Here is a 19,722-nt window from a genome sequence, read left to right as displayed (position 1 = left end):
TTTTGGCTGGGTGTGTCCGGGCAACCGATTAATACACGGCCTTGTGAAGGAAAAGAGAATGGGGCTTAAGAGATGATTTACACGGACCTATAACTGCCAATCAGTTTTTTTCGCCGCCGTTTACAAACCCGTGTGGCACATCCCGTGAGTGTAAAGCTAACCCAAGACCCATTCAGGATTGGATCACACCGTCTCGGCCGTCGCCGTCCTGTGCTCTTTCTAATTCGCACTATTAAAGCGAACAACTGACTTAAGGATAAAAATTATGAATAAAATTATCGCATCTCTGCTGATCGTCACTACTGCTGCAATGTCTGGTTGCGCCTCGAACATGACGAACCGGGATTACTCCCAAGCAACTGCCATGCAGAAGATGAAGGTTGAACTCGGTGTCGTCGACTCTGTTCGTGATGTCAAAATCAATGGGAAGCCCTCGCCAATCGGCGGCATGGCTGGTGGTGCCTTGGGCGCTATCGCCGGCAGCAATGGCGGTGGTGGTCTGGGACAACTGGCCGTGATGGTCGTCGCAGGTGCAGTTGGCGCCGCCATTGGTGCTGCGGTCGACAAAAAAGCCCACGATGCTGATGGGGTCGAGATCACCGTTAAAATGACCAGTGACGGTAGCTTGCAGGCGGTCACCCAGGCAAAAGATCCAGCTGAAACCTTCGCCCCTGGTGATTCGGTTCGCTTGATCACAGGCCAAACCGGCGACTCTCGGGTCAGCCACTAATGTTCCACCCAGCCCTAGACGACATCATTCGTCTAGGGCTTTTTTGTGCCGGCACCGGAACCAAGCGAGTGCTATTTGATTCTCTTGAGTTATAGTTACGCGTGACTATTCATATTCGATCATCAACCGCGAAATCAGATTATGCATGACATAGGCCGCCTCACACGCCTGGGGTTCACATCGCTGCCCGAGTGCCTTCTGACGGTACCGAAGGAATACAGGGATTTTCACGACCCCATTGTGGTGCTTCCCTTGCCTGACACTGGCGAAGCCTCGTACATGGCGCTCACCCTAATCGAGCGATCGATCTACGATCGCACCGGTGCGCCCTTGCAAGAGGCCAAAGGGGCGTTCCGCGGATTCGTCAAAGTGGTCGACGGGCGAGGTCAGCGTCTGCACATCAGCTTGATTGGTAAGCCTTCGATCGAACCCTGGATGGCGTACGACTTTGGCGCGACGGTGCACACCTACGGCGAGGTGGTCACCTATGAGGGCCGTCCCTCCATGTCCAACCCAATGGTCATACCCCCTGCGATGATTGGACGGGTGATGCCCGTCTATCAGGGAAAGCAGAATCAGGTGAGTGCTGAAGTTCTTGGTGAGGCCATCACCGCAGCGATGGCACACATCAACGAGGCAGCCTGCCTGCTCCTAGAACAGGCCCTGATGCACGAAGATGACTTCCGGAAGCTGACAGGCCTTGTCGACCCTGCTGACTTGCTGCGTAACCTGCACACGCCTTTGTCAGTGCGTGAGGGAGACGAGGCGGTGAGGATTGCCAAGGCCGTATGCATACAGGCGCTTGTTAATCGCGTTGAGGCTCATCGCAACCGACCAGCAGTGAAAGGAGCCCTCCTCCGAATCGACCGAGTCCAGGTTGCTGATTTAATCAGGCGTGCTCCTTTCTCGCCGTCTGCCGACCAGCTTCAAGCCATCGACGAGATCGTGTCAGACCTCAGGTCGCCCTATCCGATGCAGCGTGTCCTGTCGGGTGATGTCAGTACGGGCAAGTCATTCACGTTCATGGTTCCAGCTGCGGCAAGCTACCTCGCGGGGGCAAAGGTTGCCATCATCGCGCCCGGGCAAATCTTGGCGCAGCAACTGGCGGCCGAGTTGAGCAGCCTCTTCTACGAAATCCCCGTTGTCACTGTTGTCGGTCCGGTGGGCAAGACCAATATTGACCTGTCTGCGGGAATCGTTGTCGGCACCACTGCTGTGCTTTCTGCCGCCAAAAAAGCGGGGATAGTCTTCGACCTGGTCATCGCTGACGAGCAGCAACGATTCTCTGTGGCGCAACGGCAGAAGCTCATCGCGCCCCATACCAACTTCCTTGAATCAACGGCAACCGCGATTCCCAGAACGGTTGCACTGGTCAAGCTCGGAGGCCTGCCAATCTCAATTCTGAGGACCACGCCGGTACCGCGGGAGATCGTAACAAGGATCATCACGCACAACGCTAGGCAGAAGTTGCATGATCTCGTTATGCAGATCATCAAGCAGGGCGGACAAGCAGCGTTCGTCTATCCCGTCGTCAATGGTGAGGCTGAAACTCGCAATGCCGTGGAAGCCGCCTACGAGCGATTCAGGAGGAGCTTGGGAGACGACGTAGGCCGGGTCCATGGGGGAATGACGGATGACGAAAAGACTGACGTCATAAACAAGATGAAGGCCGGGCAACTGAAACTTTTGGTCGCCTCCACTGTGATCGAGGTAGGCGTTACCTTCCCCGGTCTGACTTTGCTAGTTGCAGTGAGCCCCGAGCACTTTGGTGTGGCTCAGTTGCACCAGCTCCGTGGTCGGGTAGCTCGTAAGGGGGGGCGTGGGTTTTTCATCATGTATCTGCCGAGCCCCATCAAACAGTCAGCGTCATCGCGCTTGCGACTTTTGACAGCCTGCAATGATGGGTTCGTGCTCGCCGAGAAAGATGCGGAGAGTCGCGGCTATGGTGATCTGAGCCTAGAGGGTGAAAAGCAATCTGGTGCCAATCGACCGTTGTTCTTCGGTTTACGGCTAAGTCATGGTGAAATCATGGCTGGCGCAGTCAAAGCGGGCCTCATACCGGCTCAGGAATAGGACAGGGGGACAAATTGGCCGCGAAATCAACACCGCTCGCTGTCAAGGTAGCGATTTACCAGCGACTACTCTCCGGGGACATAGCCCGCGACGTCGGCCGCATGTATGTCATCAGTATGCCAACCGTTTTGAAGTACGCTAATGATGCGGTTGCGGAGCTGCGCCTGCTTGAAGCGGTCGAGAGCTCTCCCATCCTGGTGGGCTTCTTAAGCCGCACCGTTAAAATCCAGTGCTACCAGTATGTGGATGACGAGGTAGTACGAGACCTGATGGCCCCGATCCTGGAGCCCTACCTGGGCCAGGCTGAGAAAATCAACTTCGCAAGCCGGGAGAGCGCTGATCAGCCATTGTCGACCCGCGTAAGCCGTACAACTGAAGAAGATTTTCAAGCGATCGTAGCTGAGATGTCGCAGTCATCCCACCCAGGCCTTACATCGTCGGCACTCCTACGTGACATTGTTGAGGACTACATTGCCCGGTACAAAGCCAACGGCCGGCCCCTACCACCCACCTTGGTCCACCAATCACAGACGCCGGCGCCAGTTGAGCCTGCAGCCCCAGCCCTCGATGGCAAAGCTCTCATGAAGGACCTGCAGTGCGCTCTTCGTGAGCAATTGCAAAAGCATGGTATCGAACTGCCACAGGGTGACGATTGATTTTCTAATCACGTGTCAAGCATTCCCCTTCGTAAGGCAAAGGCATCGCCGATGCCGTCACTCAATAGAAGGGGATATCCATGGGTCTCGCTCAAGCGCAGCTTCCTGCAACGTCCAAAGTCTCGATGCGTCACATTTACCTCTATACCCATCTGCTGATCGCGGAAGCGAACAAGCTGGGGCGACGGGTGCGTGTCATCTGGGCCAACATTAAAACTGCTTCGATTGGCCCGGATCAAAAGGTTGCTGGTGGGTTACTTCTGACCTTGCCTCTGACCGCTGCCATGGGTACTGATGAAGATCTCGAATTGATCCAAGGTCTACTCGACCATGAAATTCTCTGCCACGGCCTGCACACGGACTTTTCTGTTTTGATGAAGCCAGATATCTCCGGAACACTGCTGAACGTTCTAGAGGATCCCCGCGGCGAGCTATTGGCAAAGCCCCGCTTTCGTGGTGCCAACGCGAATATTCACAACACCTTAAAGATCCTGGTGAAAAGAGGAGTTTTTCACGGTCCAGTCGCTGGCCAAGAAACACCTCAGTCAATTCTCGTTGCCTGGTTGGTCACTGAGCTTCGTAGTGAGCTCCTTGAACAAACCTGTCTGAAGGACTTCGCTATCGCGTATCGCGCACTGGCTATTGCAACGTTCGGTGCACCTTTGGTTGAGCAAGTGAAGGCGATTGCTGTAAAGGGCTGCAATGCATCAGACACTCAGGGTGCGAACCTTGCAGCGAATGAGATTGTGGATCTACTCCAACTGACTAAGGACCAACAGAAGAGCCCCCCGCAACAAGGATCTGGTAGCCACAACCCGCAAGGTGAACCTGGTTCTCCGGGGCAACCAGGTAGTAATGGCCAACCCAGTACTCCCGGTAACATCTCCGACGCCATAAACCAAGTGCTGAACGCGAGCCAGATTGATTGTGGAAGCTATGCAAAAGGGTTAGAAGATGTCATCTGTTCCAGCCTGCCTGGCGTGAGTCAGAATCGGTTGGGAGGCTATCAGCCAGACGCCTCAAACGAGATGAAGGAATTGAGTCTTTCAAAGTCTGGTGGCTCATTTGAAAATCGTAGCCTTCTTCGGGCTGGCGCTCAGAAGACAGCTGCAATACTCTCAGCGACTTTCGAGGAACTCATAGAAACAATCACCCAAAATGAAGTATGGGCTGCAAGTGAAGGAAGGCTCAACACTCGAAAACTTTGGCGATACGCAGTGGGAGACGACCTAATCTGCACCAGAAGAAAGCAAGCGGAGGAGATTGACACCTGTTTCTACCTTTTGGGTGACGAAAGCTCTTCCATGGACAATAAATTTGGACCAATTCCAAAGAAGGATGAGAGTGACGATCGGATCTCAGCACAGGAAGCTTGCAACCGGGTTTCGGTGGCAGTAGGTGAAGTTTTGAATAACTCGGCCATTCCATTTGGAATTGCTACCTACAACACAGTAGTTCGTGAATGGCATGGGTTTGAAGAGAGCTGGGCCGGTACATTGCAACGGTACAGCCCTGAGCCCAAAAATGGTACGAAAACTCACCTTGCTGTGGTCTGGGCGCTCAAGAAACTCATCGATCGACCGGAGGCCCGCAGAATTCTGATTGTGGTTACTGACGGGGATCCTGGGAATAGCGATGTGCTGCGTTCAGCCGTTGATGAAGCAATGCTGATGGGCATCGAAGTACGCTTCGTCCTGATCGGTGATGGGTACCATAAACGCTACGCTGACCTGGGTTTGGCCTGTGGAGTGGCACAATCCGACAAAGACCTCGCGACAGCCGTTTTTGCAGCGTTGAAGCAGGGTATCGTATAGAGCCAAAACGAAAGACCAGCCGGACTCCTTGGAGTCCGGTTTTTTATGTTTCTACTCGCGTGTTAGGCATCCCCTTGTACCAGGCCTTCGCAAGAGGCCATCCATTGCCTACTGGGGATTTGACCATGACTGCTTTCCAACACATCAACGACCCGCAACTCGACGCTGGAATCGACACCCTCAATCCAATTGAAGTCCGTTTAGGGAAGGTCTGAAGTAACCCTGTATTTCCGGTCGACTTCAGCCCTTGCTGCTTTTGAAAGCGGGCCGTCGATCAAAATCGACCAGGTAACCCGCTCAGTTCTCCGTTTTTGGCCGCCGCGAGCACCTCGCAGCAGCCATTTTCCGCATTACAGGTGCACCTGTCCTGCGGTAGTCAGCAAATGTCGGCGCGCCATCCATAGGTTCGACAGCGCGAACAGCGTCACCAGCTGAGCGGTGTTCTTGGCCAGGCCACGGAAGCGCACCTTCACGTAACCGAACTGGCGCTTGATCACTCGAAACGGGTGCTCGACCTTCGCTCGCACTTGTGCCTTGGCCTTCTCGATCTTGCGCTTGGCTTTGTACAGGGCGCTGCGTTTATCGAGCTTCTTGTAGGTGCTGCGGCGTGCTGCGACCTGCCAGATCACTTCGCGGCCCGCATGTTCGGGGCGCTTTTCGACGCCGGTGTAGCCGGCATCGGCGCAGACGACGTTCTCGTTACCGTGCAGCAGTTTGTCGACCTGGGTGATATCCGCCACGTTGGCTGCCGTGCCTACCACGCTGTGTACCAGCCCCGACTCATCATCCACGCCGATGTGCGCCTTCATGCCAAAGTAATACTGGTTCCCTTTCTTGCTCTGGTGCATTTCCGGGTCGCGCTTGCCGTCCTGGTTCTTGGTCGAGCTGGGTGCGTGGATCAGTGTGGCATCGACGATAGTGCCCTGGCGCAGCGACAGGCCGCGATCCCCCAGGTAGCCATTGATTACGCCGAGGATGCCGGCTGCCAGCTCATGTTTCTCCAGCAAACGACGGAAGTTGAGGATGGTGGTTTCGTCGGGAATGCGCTCCAGGCTCAGCCCGGCGAACTGACGCAGGATGGTCGTCTCGTAGAGCGCTTCTTCCATGGCCGGGTCGCTGTAGCCGAACCAGTTCTGCATCAGATGGATACGTAACATGGCCATCAGCGGATAGGCTGGACGACCACCTTCACCCTTTGGGTAGTGTGGCTCGATCAGGGCAATCAATCCCTTCCACGGCACCACCTGATCCATCTCGATCAGGAACAATTCCTTACGGGTCTGCTTGCGCTTGCCGGCGTACTCGGCGTCGGCGAAGGTCATCTGCTTCATGGAAAAACTCGGCTGGCGGGATCGGCGTATTTCACCAGATTCGGGAAGTCTTTTTCAGACCTTCCTTAGCACCAGAGGTTTTCGGTACAACAGCACCATTTTTCAATGGAATGCAGACCAAGATCTTTGCTGAAACACGCTTCACACCAAAAATCGTACCTTACAGCTTCGACGATGAATTGCTTACGCGCCTGATCCTTTGGGCAGCTTCAGCAGGACTTCCACAGGACTTTTTCAAGGCATCCATCAAGAAAGCGACCTACATCTACGGGCCAACCGGCGCCGGCAAAACCACGTTAGTCGAGGCCTTTGCGTCCCGTACGGGCAGGTCGGTTTTCACCGTTCAATGTTCCGAGGAAACCACTCTTTCTGACCTCTTCGGCAGTTGGAAATTGTGCGGCCCCGAAGGCATGAAGTGGATCTATGGGAAGGTGTGCCAATGGGCTAAAACCCCCAACTCCATCCTGCTCTTGGATGAGTTCGATCAGTTACCACCACAGATCCAGATGGGTCTCAACGGTATTCTGGATGGCAAGCCGATCTTTCTTGATCAGACCAACGAAGTGATCCCGATTGCTCCTGGATGCTTGATCGCTGCTACTGGCAACACAAACGGCCAAGGGTCTGCTGGCGGCAAAGGCGGTAGCGCTACTGGCTACAGGGGTACCAAGAAAATGAACATCGCGACGATGGACCGCTTCAATTCGATGTTCTGCACCTACATGGAGGAGGGTCGTGAAGCCAACCTCATTGTAGACCAGACGAATACTGATCCACTGGTTGCAAAATCCATGGCAACCCTGGCAGCCAAAGTTCGGGCGAACTTCATCGCTCTCAACGAGGATGCTGGGGCAGGGGGGATGGCCTTCAACTTCACCATTACAACCCGTAATGTGCTGAACTGGGCGATGAACTACAAGCTCCTCATGCAGATGGGCAAAACGACTGAAGAAAGCCAGAAGCTTGCTCTGCAAGTGACAGTTCTGGACTTCGCACCGCACGATGAGGCTGCTGCGATCCTGAGCACCTGGTCGACGATCGTCGGAAAAGTCTAACGCTTCACCATACCCCGGCTCGCCGGGGTTTTTTCGTTTATGGGTGCCTGTGAGGCATCTCCTGTCACTGGGTCTTTCGCAAGGGACCCGCTCTTTCAATTTCAGGAGAACCACCATGAGCACTACCAAGCAAACCGATGAATTGGGCATCAGCATCCTTCAGGATGTAGTGCTTTTTGACGTCATCATTGGTGGAAGCACCGGTGAGAAAACTGTAGATGGGGATGACTTCATCCGCGAGGTCGGGCGCATGCTGCCGTCGGGCGCATTCGCTTGGGTTAACAAATACCGATCGGAAGCCAAGCGAGAAATCCTTAAAGTAGGGGTTTCTCGAAAGGTAAACAATCGTATCCGCGGATACTTTGTACCCACCCAACACGCAGACGAGCTTGCAAAAGTGCTGCATGCGATCAAAGGAAAATATCTGGTTGAAAAGGCTTCCTTCCTAAACACTTTACCGGACCTGGTGGAGAAGTGGGCTAGCTCTCCTGCAAACGCGGTTACAACACCAGGTGGTAAATCCCGTGCAGATTTGATCCGCCAGCATGCTCCACAGGCACAAGTGCTCGAAAGACTGTTGACCTTTGACACTTCGGCGATTCGTATCAGCAACACCAGCTACTTTGGCGAAGAAGATGCACTTCAAACGGAAGTTAAAGGCTTAGTCGGCCAGGCCGCTTTGGAGATCGCGGAAGATGTAAATCGCTCCTGGACTCGCAAGGGCAACGGCAAAACGACGTCGAGAATCCTGGGTTTGATCCGTCGGGTTCAGGACAAAGCTGAAGCTATGAGCGTTCTTTCAAGCAAATTCTCTAACTTGGAGAAAATGTGTGCATCGGTGTTGGCTGCTGTTCCGAGCGGACCGAGCATTGAAGGGGTTGCTTACATCCAAGTATCTGGCTTGTTTGAATCGCCCCTGGTTTCGTAGACACCTCCAAGCCTCATAATGAGGCCCAAATAGGAGGTGCCATGAGTCGTCAGCGTTACCCCGAAGAATTCAAGATCGAAGCGGTCAAGCAAGTGACCGAGAAAGGCAAACCTGTCGCCGATGTCGCCCAGCGCCTGGGCATGTCCGTGCACAGTCTTTACGCCTGGATCAAGGTCTACAGCAAGCCCCAAGAGCAGCGTCAGCAAGACGACGATCAGCAGGCCGAACTGCGCAAGCTACGCGCTGAACTCAAGCGCGTGACGGAAGAGCGAGACATCTTAAAAAAGGCCGCCGCGTACTTTGCCAAGGAGTGCGGCTGAAGTACGCCTTCATCAAGAAGCACTCGACTGATTACCCGGTGCGGCGCCTTTGCCAAACCCTCAAGGTGCACCCCAGCGGCTATTACGCCTGGCTGGCCGAGCCTCAATCTGCCCGAGCAAAAGAAGATCAACGTCTGCTTGGCTTGATCAAACACGCTTGGCTGGAAAGCGGAGGTGTATACGGCTACCGCAAAATTCACGATGACCTGCGTGAGCTGGGAGAGGAATGCGGCCGAAATCGAGTCAGGCGCTTGATGCAGGCGGAGGGGCTGCGTTCTCAAACGGGCTATCGGCGGCGTCCAGGGTTCTATGGTGGAAAACCAACAGTGGCCTCGCCCAACCACCTCGCGCGGCAGTTCAAGGTAAGTGAGCCGAACAAGGTCTGGGTGACAGATATCACTTACATCCGCACCTATGAAGGGTGGCTCTACCTCGCGGTAGTGCTGGATCTGTTCTCACGCCAAGTAATTGGTTGGTCAATGAAGCCAAGGATGTGCAGCGACCTGGCTATCGACGCGATGTTGATGGCTGTTTGGCGACGCAAGCCTCAGCAGCAAGTTATGATTCACTCAGATCAAGGCAGTCAGTTCAGTAGCTCGGATTGGAAAAGCTTTTTGAAGGCCAACAATGTAATCAGCAGCATGAGCCGGCGGGGAAACTGCCACGACAATGCCGTAGCCGAGAGCTTTTTCCAGCTTTTGAAGCGAGAGCGAATCCGACGAAAGATCTACACAACCCGTGAAGAAGCCCGAAGTGATATTTTCGATTACATCGAGATGTTCTATAACCCTAAACGCCGACACAGCAGTGCTATGCAGCTGTCTCCAGTAGAGTATGAGAAACGCTATTTCCTGAGCTTGGAGAGTGTCTAGAAAACCAGGGGCGATTCAGTTGTCCTTCTGCATGGATCCTGAAAAAATCCTTGGAGAACATGCCACCGAGTTTGATCCTTTGAATGTATCGGCTTCTGATTCAGCGCCGGCTGTTGCTGACGATAACGTCTTCTTCAGTAGCTCAGCATCTGCAACTATTCATCCTCAAGCAGAACAAAATGAAGTTACCATCGTTCCTGAGGTCTCTGTGATTCCGCCACTTCCAACTGGTCGCAAGACAGAGGAGAACCTCTTCTTTGCGGCTGAACCTGAAAAAACCCTGGTAGAGCCTGAAAAGGTTGTGCCATCGGACACCACCTCGCAGCCACCATCGGCTCCGTTCATCTTCTAACCCAAAAAAAACCCCGGTCAATGACCGGGGTTTCTTTATTCCCGCAAATTAAGCCACCGGCGGCGGTTGCACACCAGGCAGCTCGATTTCGGCCTTAGCCAACAGCTGGCGCCCAGAGAGCTGCTCATACAGCAACACCATGGTCATGCGAACGGAGAGAGGCGTTTGCGCCCATTCATCCGGCTTCGGGATATAGCCCGCCCAGGTAGGATCACTACCCATCTTCTCGATCGACAGCCAGAGCTGCTCATCAAGATCTTTCTTGTACACAAAATCTTCTGGCGTGAAGAAATCAGCCAGGTTGTAAACCTGGATGAGGGGGAGGCCAAGGAATTCAGCCACCATTTGCAGCTTTTCCTTACCCAGCGATCGTATCTGGCGGTTCCCGTTAGCCAGGGAGTTCCAGTAGATGACCGTGATACCCATGACATCGGCAATTGCACGATCAGGTAGTCCACGATCGATGATCACCTTTTTGATCATCTTGACGAGGCGAGAGCCCGGCATAGTGTTCCGAGTTTCGACTGCTGCATGTCCCTTATCTTCTGGTACTGCTGTTTTGGCCTTGGCAGAAGCACGAGGCCTCTTAGGCGTAGCAGCCTGAGGGGCTTGCGTTTTTGCAGTAGGCTTTTTAGCTACCGGCTTCGCCGCAGCTTTTGCAGCTGGTTTTGCTGGTGCTTTGGCGGGCGCTTGAGACCGCCGTCCTGTCGATTCACTTGCGGTCTTGTCGCTAGCTTTGGGCATTGTGCGGCTCCAGGTTGGTCGCGGCGTCTAACACGATTCAGGACGCTCCCTAAACAAATAAAGCAGAGAAATCCAGTATAAATTTAAAAAAGATTCTACACAGTTAACAACAAGATTCAAATCTCTTGTTCCGGTGGAAAAAGAGACTTTTGGGCTGGATGTGCCCCCTTGCAGGTAGCTCTGTGACCGCCAAGCACGCGACAAGTGCATTTTGATTCGCCTTGTATTATTGGTACGTGTTGCGTATTCTTGAGAAAACCAAGCCATTCACGTATCGAGGTACTCAATGCTGCCCCAGGACGCAAAGCGGAAGCCTGACTCCTATTCGTATCCAAACGGGATGCTCAACTCTGGCTACATCGCCGGCGTCCTGCGGTTGAATGATCCGGTCAAGGGGATCTGCTACATCCAGCAGACCCGGGCGGAAAACCACATGCTTCCCATCCACTACGATCCCAAGAAGTCGCCGATCCCCAAGGACATCAAGGAGTGGGACCTCATCATGGCGTTCGTTCACACCGATGGCGCCATCGAGGGTGATAACCGTATTGCACGGGTGAAGAGCATCCGATTCGAAGCTCCAAACCTGATGCACCTTGGAGGGCGTTTTCGAGACGACTTCATGCGGAAATGGGATGTAGCCGTGCACGCAGCGGCAAAGGACTCCGGTACTCCGGATTCTGTGGCACAGCTGGAGAGTCTACCCAGCGCTGGCACAGAAGACCGTCTCAACTCGTTCGATTGGAAGGCAATGGATCTCAACAAGAACGCCTCGAACCAGATCCGTATCGCAGGCTTCATTCAAGCCAAGTCGCTGGAACGCAACCGCAAACATCCCGTAGACGGTACTCCAATCAACGACCGCCTGGTCGTGCTGATTCGGCAGTCGAAGGACACCGATGCCTGCATCCCTGTTCGTTGGTACGGCCGTAATCTGCAGCCGCTGTCTGAGAAACTCGCCCGCGGCATGCCTATCATCGTCAACGGCGAATTCCGTATGGACGTAAAGGCAATCTCCCTGCCGGATGGTGAAACAGGGATCGCCGAAGTGTCCAAAATTCCGTTCATTCAGGCCAAGGACATGCCAGGCCCTGTGCTCCCGGACTCTGGCCACATCAAGATCGTGCCAAGCTGGGCGGCTGAGCTCTTCAAGGGCCACGGTACCCAGGCGCCGCAGCCGAAACAAGGAGATGCAGAGCGCAGCGCCATGTTCGCCTCGGCCTTTGGTTCCGACTCGGCAAGCACGCCTGCAACTCCAGGTGAGCAACAAGACGCATAGCAGCGGCCGCCTCACCTCGTTCTGTGAAGCCATCGAGATCCAGCACTGGAGTCGATGGCTTTTTTGTTTCTCACCCAGCAGCCGTCTGGCTAGGCCGGCAGCTTGGAAGAAATGTAATTCTGCACTGGAAGGCTAGTCCGCATGGGCAAGACACTGATCATCACTGAAAAAGCAACCGTAGCGGTCTCAATCGCGCAAGCGGTCGGAGGATTCAGCAAGGTGGAATCATGGCTGGAGAGCGAGAACGCTATTCTTGCCCCCGCTGCCGGCCACCTGGTTGAAATCCATTCAGAGGAAATGGCCAAGGGAGGGCGGGACATCGGCAATCTGCCTGTGATCCCAGATCAATTCGACCTGAGGGTCATTGAGCCAAAGGCCAAGTTCTATAACGTGCTGCAACGCCTAATGCGTCGGCCTGACGTCACCGCTGTTGCGAACGCGTGCGATGCCGGCCGCGAGGGCGAGCTCATATTCAGGCTCATCTACAAAATGGCTGGATGCACAAAGCCAATGCTTCGGATGTGGATGAGATCCATGGTCGATGACGCTATCCGGCAGGCGTACAAGAACATGCAGCCAGGCGCAGATTTCGACAACCTCGCCATGGCAGCAGAGATCAGAAGCGAAGGCGACTTTATCGTCGGCATCAACGCGAGCCGGGGTATCTCACGCCTCTATGAGCGAGAGACTGCTAAAGCCGAGATATTCCCGCTTGGCCGCGTGCAGACCCCAACGCTGTCCTTGGTTTGTGCTTTGGAGCTGGCAATTTTGACCTTCCGGCCCATGCCCTATTGGGAGGTTCACGGGAGCTTTGGGGTTGCTGCTGGTAAATACACCGGCAAGTGGTTGGCACCACAGACGACTGAGCAGAAGGGTGGCTCCCAGCACCGGATCATGGATCGAGCAAAAGCCGATGCTTTGATCAGCAAGTGCTCTGGAGTCGCACCGAGCAGTGTGGTGGATGAAGTCAAGCCGGCCCAGACGGGCCCTGGCAAGCTGTACGACCTCACCTCGCTGCAGCGAGAGGCGAACCGCAAGCTTGGGTTTTCTGCAGCATACACACTGGAGATTGCCCAGAAACTTTACCTGGAGCTCAGCCTCACTACTTACCCGCGGACTGACTCTGCCTACCTTCCCGATGACGCAATCAACGACACGAAGAAGGTCATGGGAATGTTTGCTGGAACCCCCTATGCAGATCACGCGCAGCGCGTGCTCGATGAAGGCTGGGTACGACCCAACAAGAAGATTTTTGACTCGACGAAGGTGTCGGACCACTTCGCTATCATTCCAACCGGAAAGCGAGCTGGGGACCTGGAGCCGGACGTTCAAAAAATCTATGACATGATCGTCAAGCGCTTCATTGCCGTGTTCCATCCAGCAGCTGAGTATTCGGTGACTGTCCGGCTTACGACGGTGGCTGACGAGCTCTTCAGGTCGACAGGTCGTGTGCTTGTGTCCCCAGGTTGGATGGTGGTTTACGGAGCCGGGATCGTCGAGGACGTAACCGATCAAAATGGTGACTCCGACGACAAGAAAGAGCTCGCACGGTACGTCAAAGGAGAGTCAGTCACTCCGCTGGGCATGGAGCTGAAGATGCTCAAAACCAAGCCTCCAGAACGGTACACCGAGGACACGTTGCTGGGCGCGATGGAGACGGCAGGGCGCCTGGTAGAGGATGAGGACCTTCGTGAGGCGATGAAGGAGCGGGGGCTGGGTACACCGGTCACGCGCTCTGCAATGATCGAATCGCTCCAATCCACCAAGGACGGCGCAGGCCGAAAAAAAGAGCCCTATCTCATCCAGCAGAAGAAGTACTTTGCTCCCAGCGCAAAGGGGATGACTGTCTACCGTTTCCTGGTCGACAACGGCATCGATGCCCTTACGTCGCCAGTTCTCACCGGGGAATGGGAGCACAAGCTCCGTCAGATGGAAAAGGGGGCGTACAAGCGTGACGCTTTCAAATCCGAGCTTGCAGAGTTGACCACGGAAATCCTCGACTCCATCAAGAAAAAATACGCAGGTGTCCAGGTCAAGAAGCTTGGCGCTCTCTGCCCCACCTGCGGCGGCGCAGTTGAGATCCAGGCCCGAACGTTCATGTGCGAGCGGCAGTGCGGATTTTCCATATGGCGGGAGATTGCCAGTCGCATGCTGAAAGTATCGGAAGCAGAAACCTTGCTCCGGGACAAGGTAGTGCTTGGGCTCAAGGGCTTTGTCAATCCGAAGAAATCCACCAAGTTCGAGGCCGGGCTGAAGCTGCTCGACACAGGCAAGGTCGAGTTTTACTTCGACCCGACGGCGAATACCCGGGACTCCAAAGGTAATGTCGTTTCCTGCCCGAAATGCCAAGGCGGCATGCGCAAAATCAAAGTCCCCAAAGGGCACTTCTGGGCCTGCGTTGATCGAGAGCAGTGCAATCACACCATGAACGATCGCGACGGCGACCCAGTGGAGCGGCCGAAGTCATTTCCATGTGACCTCTGCGGCAAACCCATGTACCTGCGGAACGCTGAAAAGTCTCCTTTCTGGGGTTGCAGTGGCTTTGTGAAGGGGGGCGGTGGGTGCTCCAACACATTAAAGGACAATAACGGGGCCCCGGTTCCGAAGGAACAACCAGCCAGTTCAGACGGGGCGCCGTCACCTACGGTCCAAACAGACAGCGGAGCTTTCCTGTGAACGCCAACAACAAGGTCATTCGCGCAACGGCCATCGTGTTCGGTTTCTGGTGGCTTCTGCTTACGGCCCGAGCCTTTGGCGGTTCTCCCATGGAGTTTTTAGAGAACTGGCCTCTGGTGGGCTATAACGTCTCACACTGGATCCTGGGCGTTGTTTCCGGTCTGATCATCGGTGTCTGGTTTATCTGGTTCACCAGGTTGTCAGCACTGAACAAGCTATACGCCGGCAAGAAAGGAAACATCCTCAACGGCGCCCGATCGACGCTCGGCAAGGTTCCCATGCCCACCTCAGCGCTACCTCGCATCGAGGTAGCGTCAAAGCGTCTCCCCATCGGCAGTGAAAAAGTGCTGGCTTGGGTTGCTGCCAATGAGAAGAAGTGGCCGGCACATGTAGCGTTTTTCTGGGCTATTTGGGACACCTATTCCGCACATGCGCACTTCCCTGCATCGCATCGCAAGGGGGGGCACGGAAATCGTCGGCTTTGGGAGCATTGTCTGGCCGTGGCAGATACCGCACTGGAGGATGCTGGCGCATACGTATTCGACGGGGTTTATGTAAAGGCCAGGGGCAAGCCCAAATTCAAAATCATTGACCTGAAAAACAAGGAATATCGGTTTGACGCCACTGATCCGCTGATCCCCATTCTGGGCCTGGCGCATGACATCGGTAAGCTGGAAGCCTATGAGCTCCTACCCGACGGCAGTGTTAAGACCCAGGAGGAGGTTGGAGCGCTCACACCGCAGGATGACAACCGGATCCAGCACGATGCCCTGGGTGCGAGAATTCTTGCACGCTTCCCGGAATACTGGGCCTTACCTGCACGCGATCGACAAGCAGTGAACCTGGTCATCGCCCACTACCACCACCCAAGCGATTTCCCGGTTGACCGCAATGGCCTCAGCCTGGACGACCGCATGACGGCGCTCATGGAGTTCCTGATCCTGGTTGACAAAAAGACCGGCATGGTCGAGTCGAGCATCACCGAGACGCTGAGTGATCACGAGATCTCAGAAGACGAGTCCAATGCCATTTATCACAGCTTCGTCGAGATCATGACGGAGTACGGCAGAGTTAACGGCACCGGTGACCAGGCCAAAGATTCCACGCTGAAGATTGCTCAGAAACACGATGGACTGATCGTCATCCGGGAAAAGGACCTTCGATCTCTCATCTTGGCCAAAATGGGCTGGTCGTTGGAGGAGGGTGATGGTCGGTACCGAATGACCCTCAATCTTATGACGACGCTCCAAGAGAAGGGGCTGCTGTACTCGCGACATAATCACGCCGACATGAGCCGATTTTTGCCGATGTACTCGGTATCGTTGCGCAACGCACAAACGGGTGCTCACCTCACGACCTGGGAACCTTGCATTATTGTCGTGCCAGTTGCCACCACCCCCGAGCTTGCGGGCCTCAGTGGATTACCCAACATGGGTACTAAGCTGGATATCGAGCGCCCATTGTTCACGCACAATCTGGGAATCACTGAAGCAGATGCGCTTCGGGAGATCGTTGCCCGTGGTTTCAGTGCTGAAATCGCCGCGAAGATGAACATCGCCGGCAAGCAAGAAGTGAAGCCACAACCAGCACCAGCACCAGCACCAGCACCAGCACCAGCACCAGCACCAGCACCAGCACCACAAGTTCGGGCTGATGAAGGATTTAGTCAACCCATAGCTGATACCGCGAGTGTTCCTCAACCTAATGCTCCAACAGTCGACTCAACCGAGCACGCAACATCTGCGCTCGCCGGCGCTGCAAGCGGTGATTCCGAGCAAAGTGACGTTCCAGGGACGCAATCCGGTATCTCCGCTGAAGCGCTAGCGGCGCAGGATGATGACCCGCTCATGAGTGGTGGTGCAGATGACGACTTGCTAGATGAGGACCTGCAGAGCTTGTCGATTAGCTCGTTCGGTCCCGGGCAGGAGGTGGAACTGGAGGAAGATTTTCTCGCCATAGAACCTGGGCACTCAGGGAGCGATGACGTCGATGATGTGGATGATGTGTTCGGCGCATTCGCGCCCAGTGAATCCTCGATCGTGGACACAGCCGAGCAAAGCGTGAATTCAACTGCAGGAGAAGAAGGGCCGGGCGCTTCGCTCATACACAATGATGGTGATCTAGGCGTACCGGCGCCGGCACCTGTGGCGGTAGCCATACCTGATCCTGATGCAACCCCAACGAAAAGGATAAGCCCTGCTGCCGAATCCGCAGCGCTCAGGGCTCTTGAAGAGGCAGGCGCCAACTTCACTGCATTCGTTGCACCAAGGAAGAAAAAGCCAGGCCCTGCTGAGCAGCTAGAGGGTATCCGCGCAGCAGTAAAAGCGGAAGAAATACCGATTTGTGGGACAAGAGATGGGTTTGATTACGTGTTGGAGTCAGACCTGATGGTCTACGACCCAAAACTGAAATTGAGCACGCTGATTCGGGCGGGGAAGTTGCCTACCGTCGAGCCTAAGCCAGGCGTGGTAATGGTGGGCATTCCGATGGCGCCGATGCAGCTGGACCTTTGACGAGCTGCCGGCTCTGATCATGACTCCCTGGCTGACATCAAGAAAGCCAGGGAGCCATGATCAGTCGTAGGTCTGAGCGTACTGCTTTTCGGTCAAACGGCTCAGCAGTTTGAAATAATTTGCTCGCGTCGACTGATCAAATACGTCGGTTTGAACTGAGAGCATGTCCAACGCAGCTGCATCCTCTCCTTTGCCCGAAGTGAAAGGAAGTGGAGCTGTGGCATAAAACACATTGCCGTTACTAGCCTGGGCCGCATCCAAGACGGCTTTAACTTCCAGGTAGCGCGGGTAACGAGTAGCAGTAAGGAAATCCCCATCATAAACGTCGAGCTCGCCTGATTGGTCCTCGACCAACACAGCCATCAATGGCCAGTTGTTTTCGGAGCCATCCTTGCGCGAACCGCCCGTATCTGGGCTAGCAAAAAAGATGACCTTACGAAAGGTGTTGGTGGCAAACACCTGCAGAAGCGCTGCCTCGTTAGATGCACTGTCCGTGCATGTCTTGCGGTTAGCCATAAAAAGTCCTCATCTAAAGTAGCACCACGCGGTGCGTTATTGGGGTTTGGGGAGCAATGGAACCAAAAACCAACGTAAGCCCTACCAACGCTTTTCGGTGTCTTCTTCCCAGGCGCCCATCTCGACAAAACAGTTGCGCATGTCGGCCTCCTGGCTGATCTCGGTCAGCAGGTCATGCACGCTCTTGTCCAGCTCATCGTCGCTCCGATACGGAATGGTCAACTCATAGTGGCCGGCATCCAGCCGCTTCATGCCATAGGGCTCCAGGCAGTAGCGCTCAATGTTCTCCGTGGCCCGCTTCCGGCCGCGCACGAACTTGCTGTTATTCACCACCGCGAGGCGCAGGGTGACGGTGGCCACCCGCTCGGCGGCGGGCGGCTCTGCCGGCGACGCGGCCGAAGGCTGCTGGTCGCGTGACCTGGCGCTCTTCTGGTACGCGCCGATCTCGACACCACGGTGGCGCAGGTAGCTGTACAGCGTGCTCTTGGAGATGTGCAGCTTCTCGCCGATCGCGCTGACGCTCAGGCGACCTTCGCGGTAGAGGGTTTCGGCCGCCATGGCGGTGGCCTCAGCCTTGGCTGGCAGGCCCTTGGGACGGCCACCGATCCGGCCACGCGCCCGTGCGGCCGACAGACCCGCCTGAGTCCGCTCGCGGATCAGCTCGCGCTCGAACTCCGCCAGCGAGGCGAACAGGTTGAACACCAGGCGGCCTTGGGCGTGGGTGGTGTCGATGGGGTCATTCAGGCTCTGTAAGCCGACCTTGCGCTCTGCCAGCTCGCCGACCAACTCGACCAGGTGCTTGAGGGAACGCCCAAGGCGATCCAGCTTCCAGATCACCACGGCATCACCCGGCCGCACGTTGGCCAGCAGTTTGTCCAACTCCGGCCGGGCGCTTTTCGCGCCGCTGGCGATGTCTTGGTAGATGCGTTCGCACCCGGCCTGTTTCAGGGCATCGACTTGTAGGTCGGCTTTCTGATCCCGAGTGCTCACTCGCGCATAACCGATCTTCATCAAAAGTACTGTTTACTCGACTACGTTAGTAATAGTTGAACTTTGATTAAGCGTACCAGTTATTTGAACCGTAGCGCGGGGAGCTTAACGAACCGAGCCATTCCTCGATAGAGTTCGGCAAAACCTTCGTTTTGTCGAACCATTGCATCGCCCTTTGTGATTGGCGTATAAACACACAAACACCTATTAGCGGAGAACGCTATGAATACCATTCGCTGGAATGTCGCCGTCTCGGCCGACACCGACCAGTCGCTTCGGATGTTTCTGGCCAGCCAGGGCGGCGGCCGTAAGGGCGACCTGTCGCGCTTCATCGAAGAAGCGGTACGGGCACACATCCTGGAGCTGAGCGCTGAGCAGGCCAAGGCCGCTAACGCCCATCTGAGTGAGGCAGAATTGACCAACGCGGTTGACGAAGCGCTCGACTGGGCACGTAAGCGCTGATGCGGGTCGTGTTGGATACCAACATCCTGTTCAGCGCCCTGATCTCGCCACATGGCGCGCCCGATGCGATCTACCGTGCCTGGCGGGCGGCGCGTTTCGAGGTGGTGACCTCGCGGATGCAACTCGATGAAATTCGTCGAGCCAGCCGCTATCCCAAGCTTCAGGCCATCCTACAGCCCGCCAAGGTGGGCGCCATGATCAATAACCTGCAACGGGCTGTGGTACTGGAGCGCCTGACCATTGAGGTCGAAGCCGATGATCCGGATGACTCGTTTTTGCTGGCCATGGCCTTGGCGGGCGATGCGGACTACCTGGTAACCGGTGATCGCCGCGCCGGCCTGCTGCAACGCGGGCACATCGAACGCACGCGGATCGTCACGCCCGCCGTGTTCTGCGTCGAGGTGCTGTGAT

At 55.4% G+C, this 19,722-nt stretch carries 17 protein-coding genes; 13 read left to right on the top strand and 4 right to left on the bottom strand.

Annotation, left to right across the window (positions count from 1 at the left end; genetic code table 11):
- Window positions 1-265 precede the first annotated feature (265 nt).
- From LMH93_RS28065 to LMH93_RS28050, 4 genes are all read left to right on the top strand, one after another.
- Complete coding sequence (locus LMH93_RS28065; RefSeq protein ID WP_041925804.1) at window positions 266-730, top strand: membrane protein; 465 nt, start codon at window positions 266-268, stop codon at window positions 728-730.
- 141 nt (window positions 731-871) lie between these two features.
- Window positions 872-2,803 (top strand): helicase-related protein, encoded by a 1,932-nt coding sequence (locus LMH93_RS28060; protein ID WP_023383807.1) that lies wholly within the window; start codon window positions 872-874, stop codon window positions 2,801-2,803.
- Window positions 2,804-2,904: 101 nt separating this feature from the next.
- Window positions 2,905-3,459, top strand: coding sequence for a hypothetical protein (locus tag LMH93_RS28055; protein WP_175442731.1), 555 nt, complete (start codon window positions 2,905-2,907; stop codon window positions 3,457-3,459).
- 80 nt (window positions 3,460-3,539) lie between these two features.
- Complete coding sequence (locus LMH93_RS28050) at window positions 3,540-5,273, top strand: VWA domain-containing protein (protein WP_023383809.1); 1,734 nt, start codon at window positions 3,540-3,542, stop codon at window positions 5,271-5,273.
- Between the two features lie 350 nt (window positions 5,274-5,623).
- Here the strand turns inward: LMH93_RS28050 and LMH93_RS28045 are convergent, their stop codons facing one another.
- The gene (locus LMH93_RS28045; RefSeq protein ID WP_038410028.1) at window positions 5,624-6,604 is read right to left on the bottom strand and encodes an IS5-like element ISPa16 family transposase; all 981 of its coding nucleotides are present in this window, start codon (window positions 6,602-6,604) and stop codon (window positions 5,624-5,626) included.
- Window positions 6,605-6,714: 110 nt separating this feature from the next.
- On the opposite strand from LMH93_RS28045, the gene LMH93_RS28040 reads away from it, so the two are divergent.
- From LMH93_RS28040 to LMH93_RS28025, 4 genes are all read left to right on the top strand, one after another.
- Window positions 6,715-7,659 carry an AAA family ATPase gene (locus tag LMH93_RS28040; RefSeq protein WP_230065392.1) on the top strand — a complete coding sequence of 315 codons (945 nt, stop codon included), beginning with the start codon at window positions 6,715-6,717 and terminating at the stop codon, window positions 7,657-7,659.
- A 115-nt stretch (window positions 7,660-7,774) separates the two neighbouring features.
- A complete protein-coding gene (locus tag LMH93_RS28035; RefSeq protein WP_230065391.1) occupies window positions 7,775-8,587 on the top strand; it encodes a DUF3150 domain-containing protein in 813 nt (270 codons plus the stop codon).
- Window positions 8,588-8,628: 41 nt separating this feature from the next.
- A protein-coding gene (locus LMH93_RS28030) for an IS3 family transposase (protein ID WP_087535084.1) occupies window positions 8,629-9,779 on the top strand; the annotation gives its coding sequence in 2 pieces (ribosomal slippage) (window positions 8,629-8,863 and window positions 8,863-9,779; 1,152 coding nt in all).
- A 31-nt stretch (window positions 9,780-9,810) separates the two neighbouring features.
- The gene (locus LMH93_RS28025) at window positions 9,811-10,131 is read left to right on the top strand and encodes a hypothetical protein (protein ID WP_230065390.1); all 321 of its coding nucleotides are present in this window, start codon (window positions 9,811-9,813) and stop codon (window positions 10,129-10,131) included.
- 48 nt (window positions 10,132-10,179) lie between these two features.
- Here LMH93_RS28025 and LMH93_RS28020 read toward each other — a convergent pair whose 3' ends face one another.
- Window positions 10,180-10,875: an XRE family transcriptional regulator gene (locus tag LMH93_RS28020; RefSeq protein ID WP_224459423.1), complete on the bottom strand. Its 696-nt coding sequence runs from the start codon at window positions 10,873-10,875 to the stop codon at window positions 10,180-10,182.
- 286 nt (window positions 10,876-11,161) lie between these two features.
- Between LMH93_RS28020 and LMH93_RS28015 the strand changes: the two genes are divergently transcribed.
- From LMH93_RS28015 to LMH93_RS28005, 3 genes are all read left to right on the top strand, one after another.
- Window positions 11,162-12,154, top strand: coding sequence for a hypothetical protein (locus LMH93_RS28015; RefSeq protein WP_004574787.1), 993 nt, complete (start codon window positions 11,162-11,164; stop codon window positions 12,152-12,154).
- A 141-nt stretch (window positions 12,155-12,295) separates the two neighbouring features.
- On the top strand, window positions 12,296-14,830 hold the full coding sequence (locus LMH93_RS28010; RefSeq protein WP_023383812.1) for a DNA topoisomerase: 2,535 nt from the start codon (window positions 12,296-12,298) through the stop codon (window positions 14,828-14,830).
- On the top strand, window positions 14,827-17,343 hold the full coding sequence (locus LMH93_RS28005) for a hypothetical protein (protein ID WP_224459424.1): 2,517 nt from the start codon (window positions 14,827-14,829) through the stop codon (window positions 17,341-17,343). Before LMH93_RS28010 ends, LMH93_RS28005 begins: the two co-directional genes overlap by 4 nt.
- A 60-nt stretch (window positions 17,344-17,403) precedes the next feature.
- On the opposite strand, the gene LMH93_RS28000 is transcribed toward LMH93_RS28005, so the two are convergent.
- Together LMH93_RS28000 and LMH93_RS27995 are read right to left on the bottom strand one after the other, a co-directional pair.
- A complete protein-coding gene (locus LMH93_RS28000; protein ID WP_023383814.1) occupies window positions 17,404-17,859 on the bottom strand; it encodes a hypothetical protein in 456 nt (151 codons plus the stop codon).
- A gap of 81 nt (window positions 17,860-17,940) precedes the next feature.
- Window positions 17,941-18,870 carry a recombinase family protein gene (locus tag LMH93_RS27995; RefSeq protein ID WP_003150544.1) on the bottom strand — a complete coding sequence of 310 codons (930 nt, stop codon included), beginning with the start codon at window positions 18,868-18,870 and terminating at the stop codon, window positions 17,941-17,943.
- A 201-nt stretch (window positions 18,871-19,071) separates the two neighbouring features.
- Between LMH93_RS27995 and LMH93_RS27990 the strand changes: the two genes are divergently transcribed.
- Both LMH93_RS27990 and LMH93_RS27985 read left to right on the top strand, forming a co-directional pair.
- Window positions 19,072-19,311, top strand: coding sequence for a ribbon-helix-helix domain-containing protein (locus LMH93_RS27990; protein WP_003089107.1), 240 nt, complete (start codon window positions 19,072-19,074; stop codon window positions 19,309-19,311).
- Window positions 19,311-19,721 (top strand): putative toxin-antitoxin system toxin component, PIN family, encoded by a 411-nt coding sequence (locus tag LMH93_RS27985; RefSeq protein WP_003150546.1) that lies wholly within the window; start codon window positions 19,311-19,313, stop codon window positions 19,719-19,721. The genes LMH93_RS27990 and LMH93_RS27985 overlap by 1 nt, the downstream gene beginning before the upstream one ends.
- Window position 19,722: the final 1 nt, after the last annotated feature.

Source organism: Pseudomonas sp. CIP-10 (assembly GCF_020911845.1).
GTDB classification, from domain to species: domain Bacteria; phylum Pseudomonadota; class Gammaproteobacteria; order Pseudomonadales; family Pseudomonadaceae; genus Aquipseudomonas; species Aquipseudomonas alloputida.
Note: the sequence above shows the minus strand (reverse complement) of the source record. Positions and strands in the feature narration are given on the sequence as shown.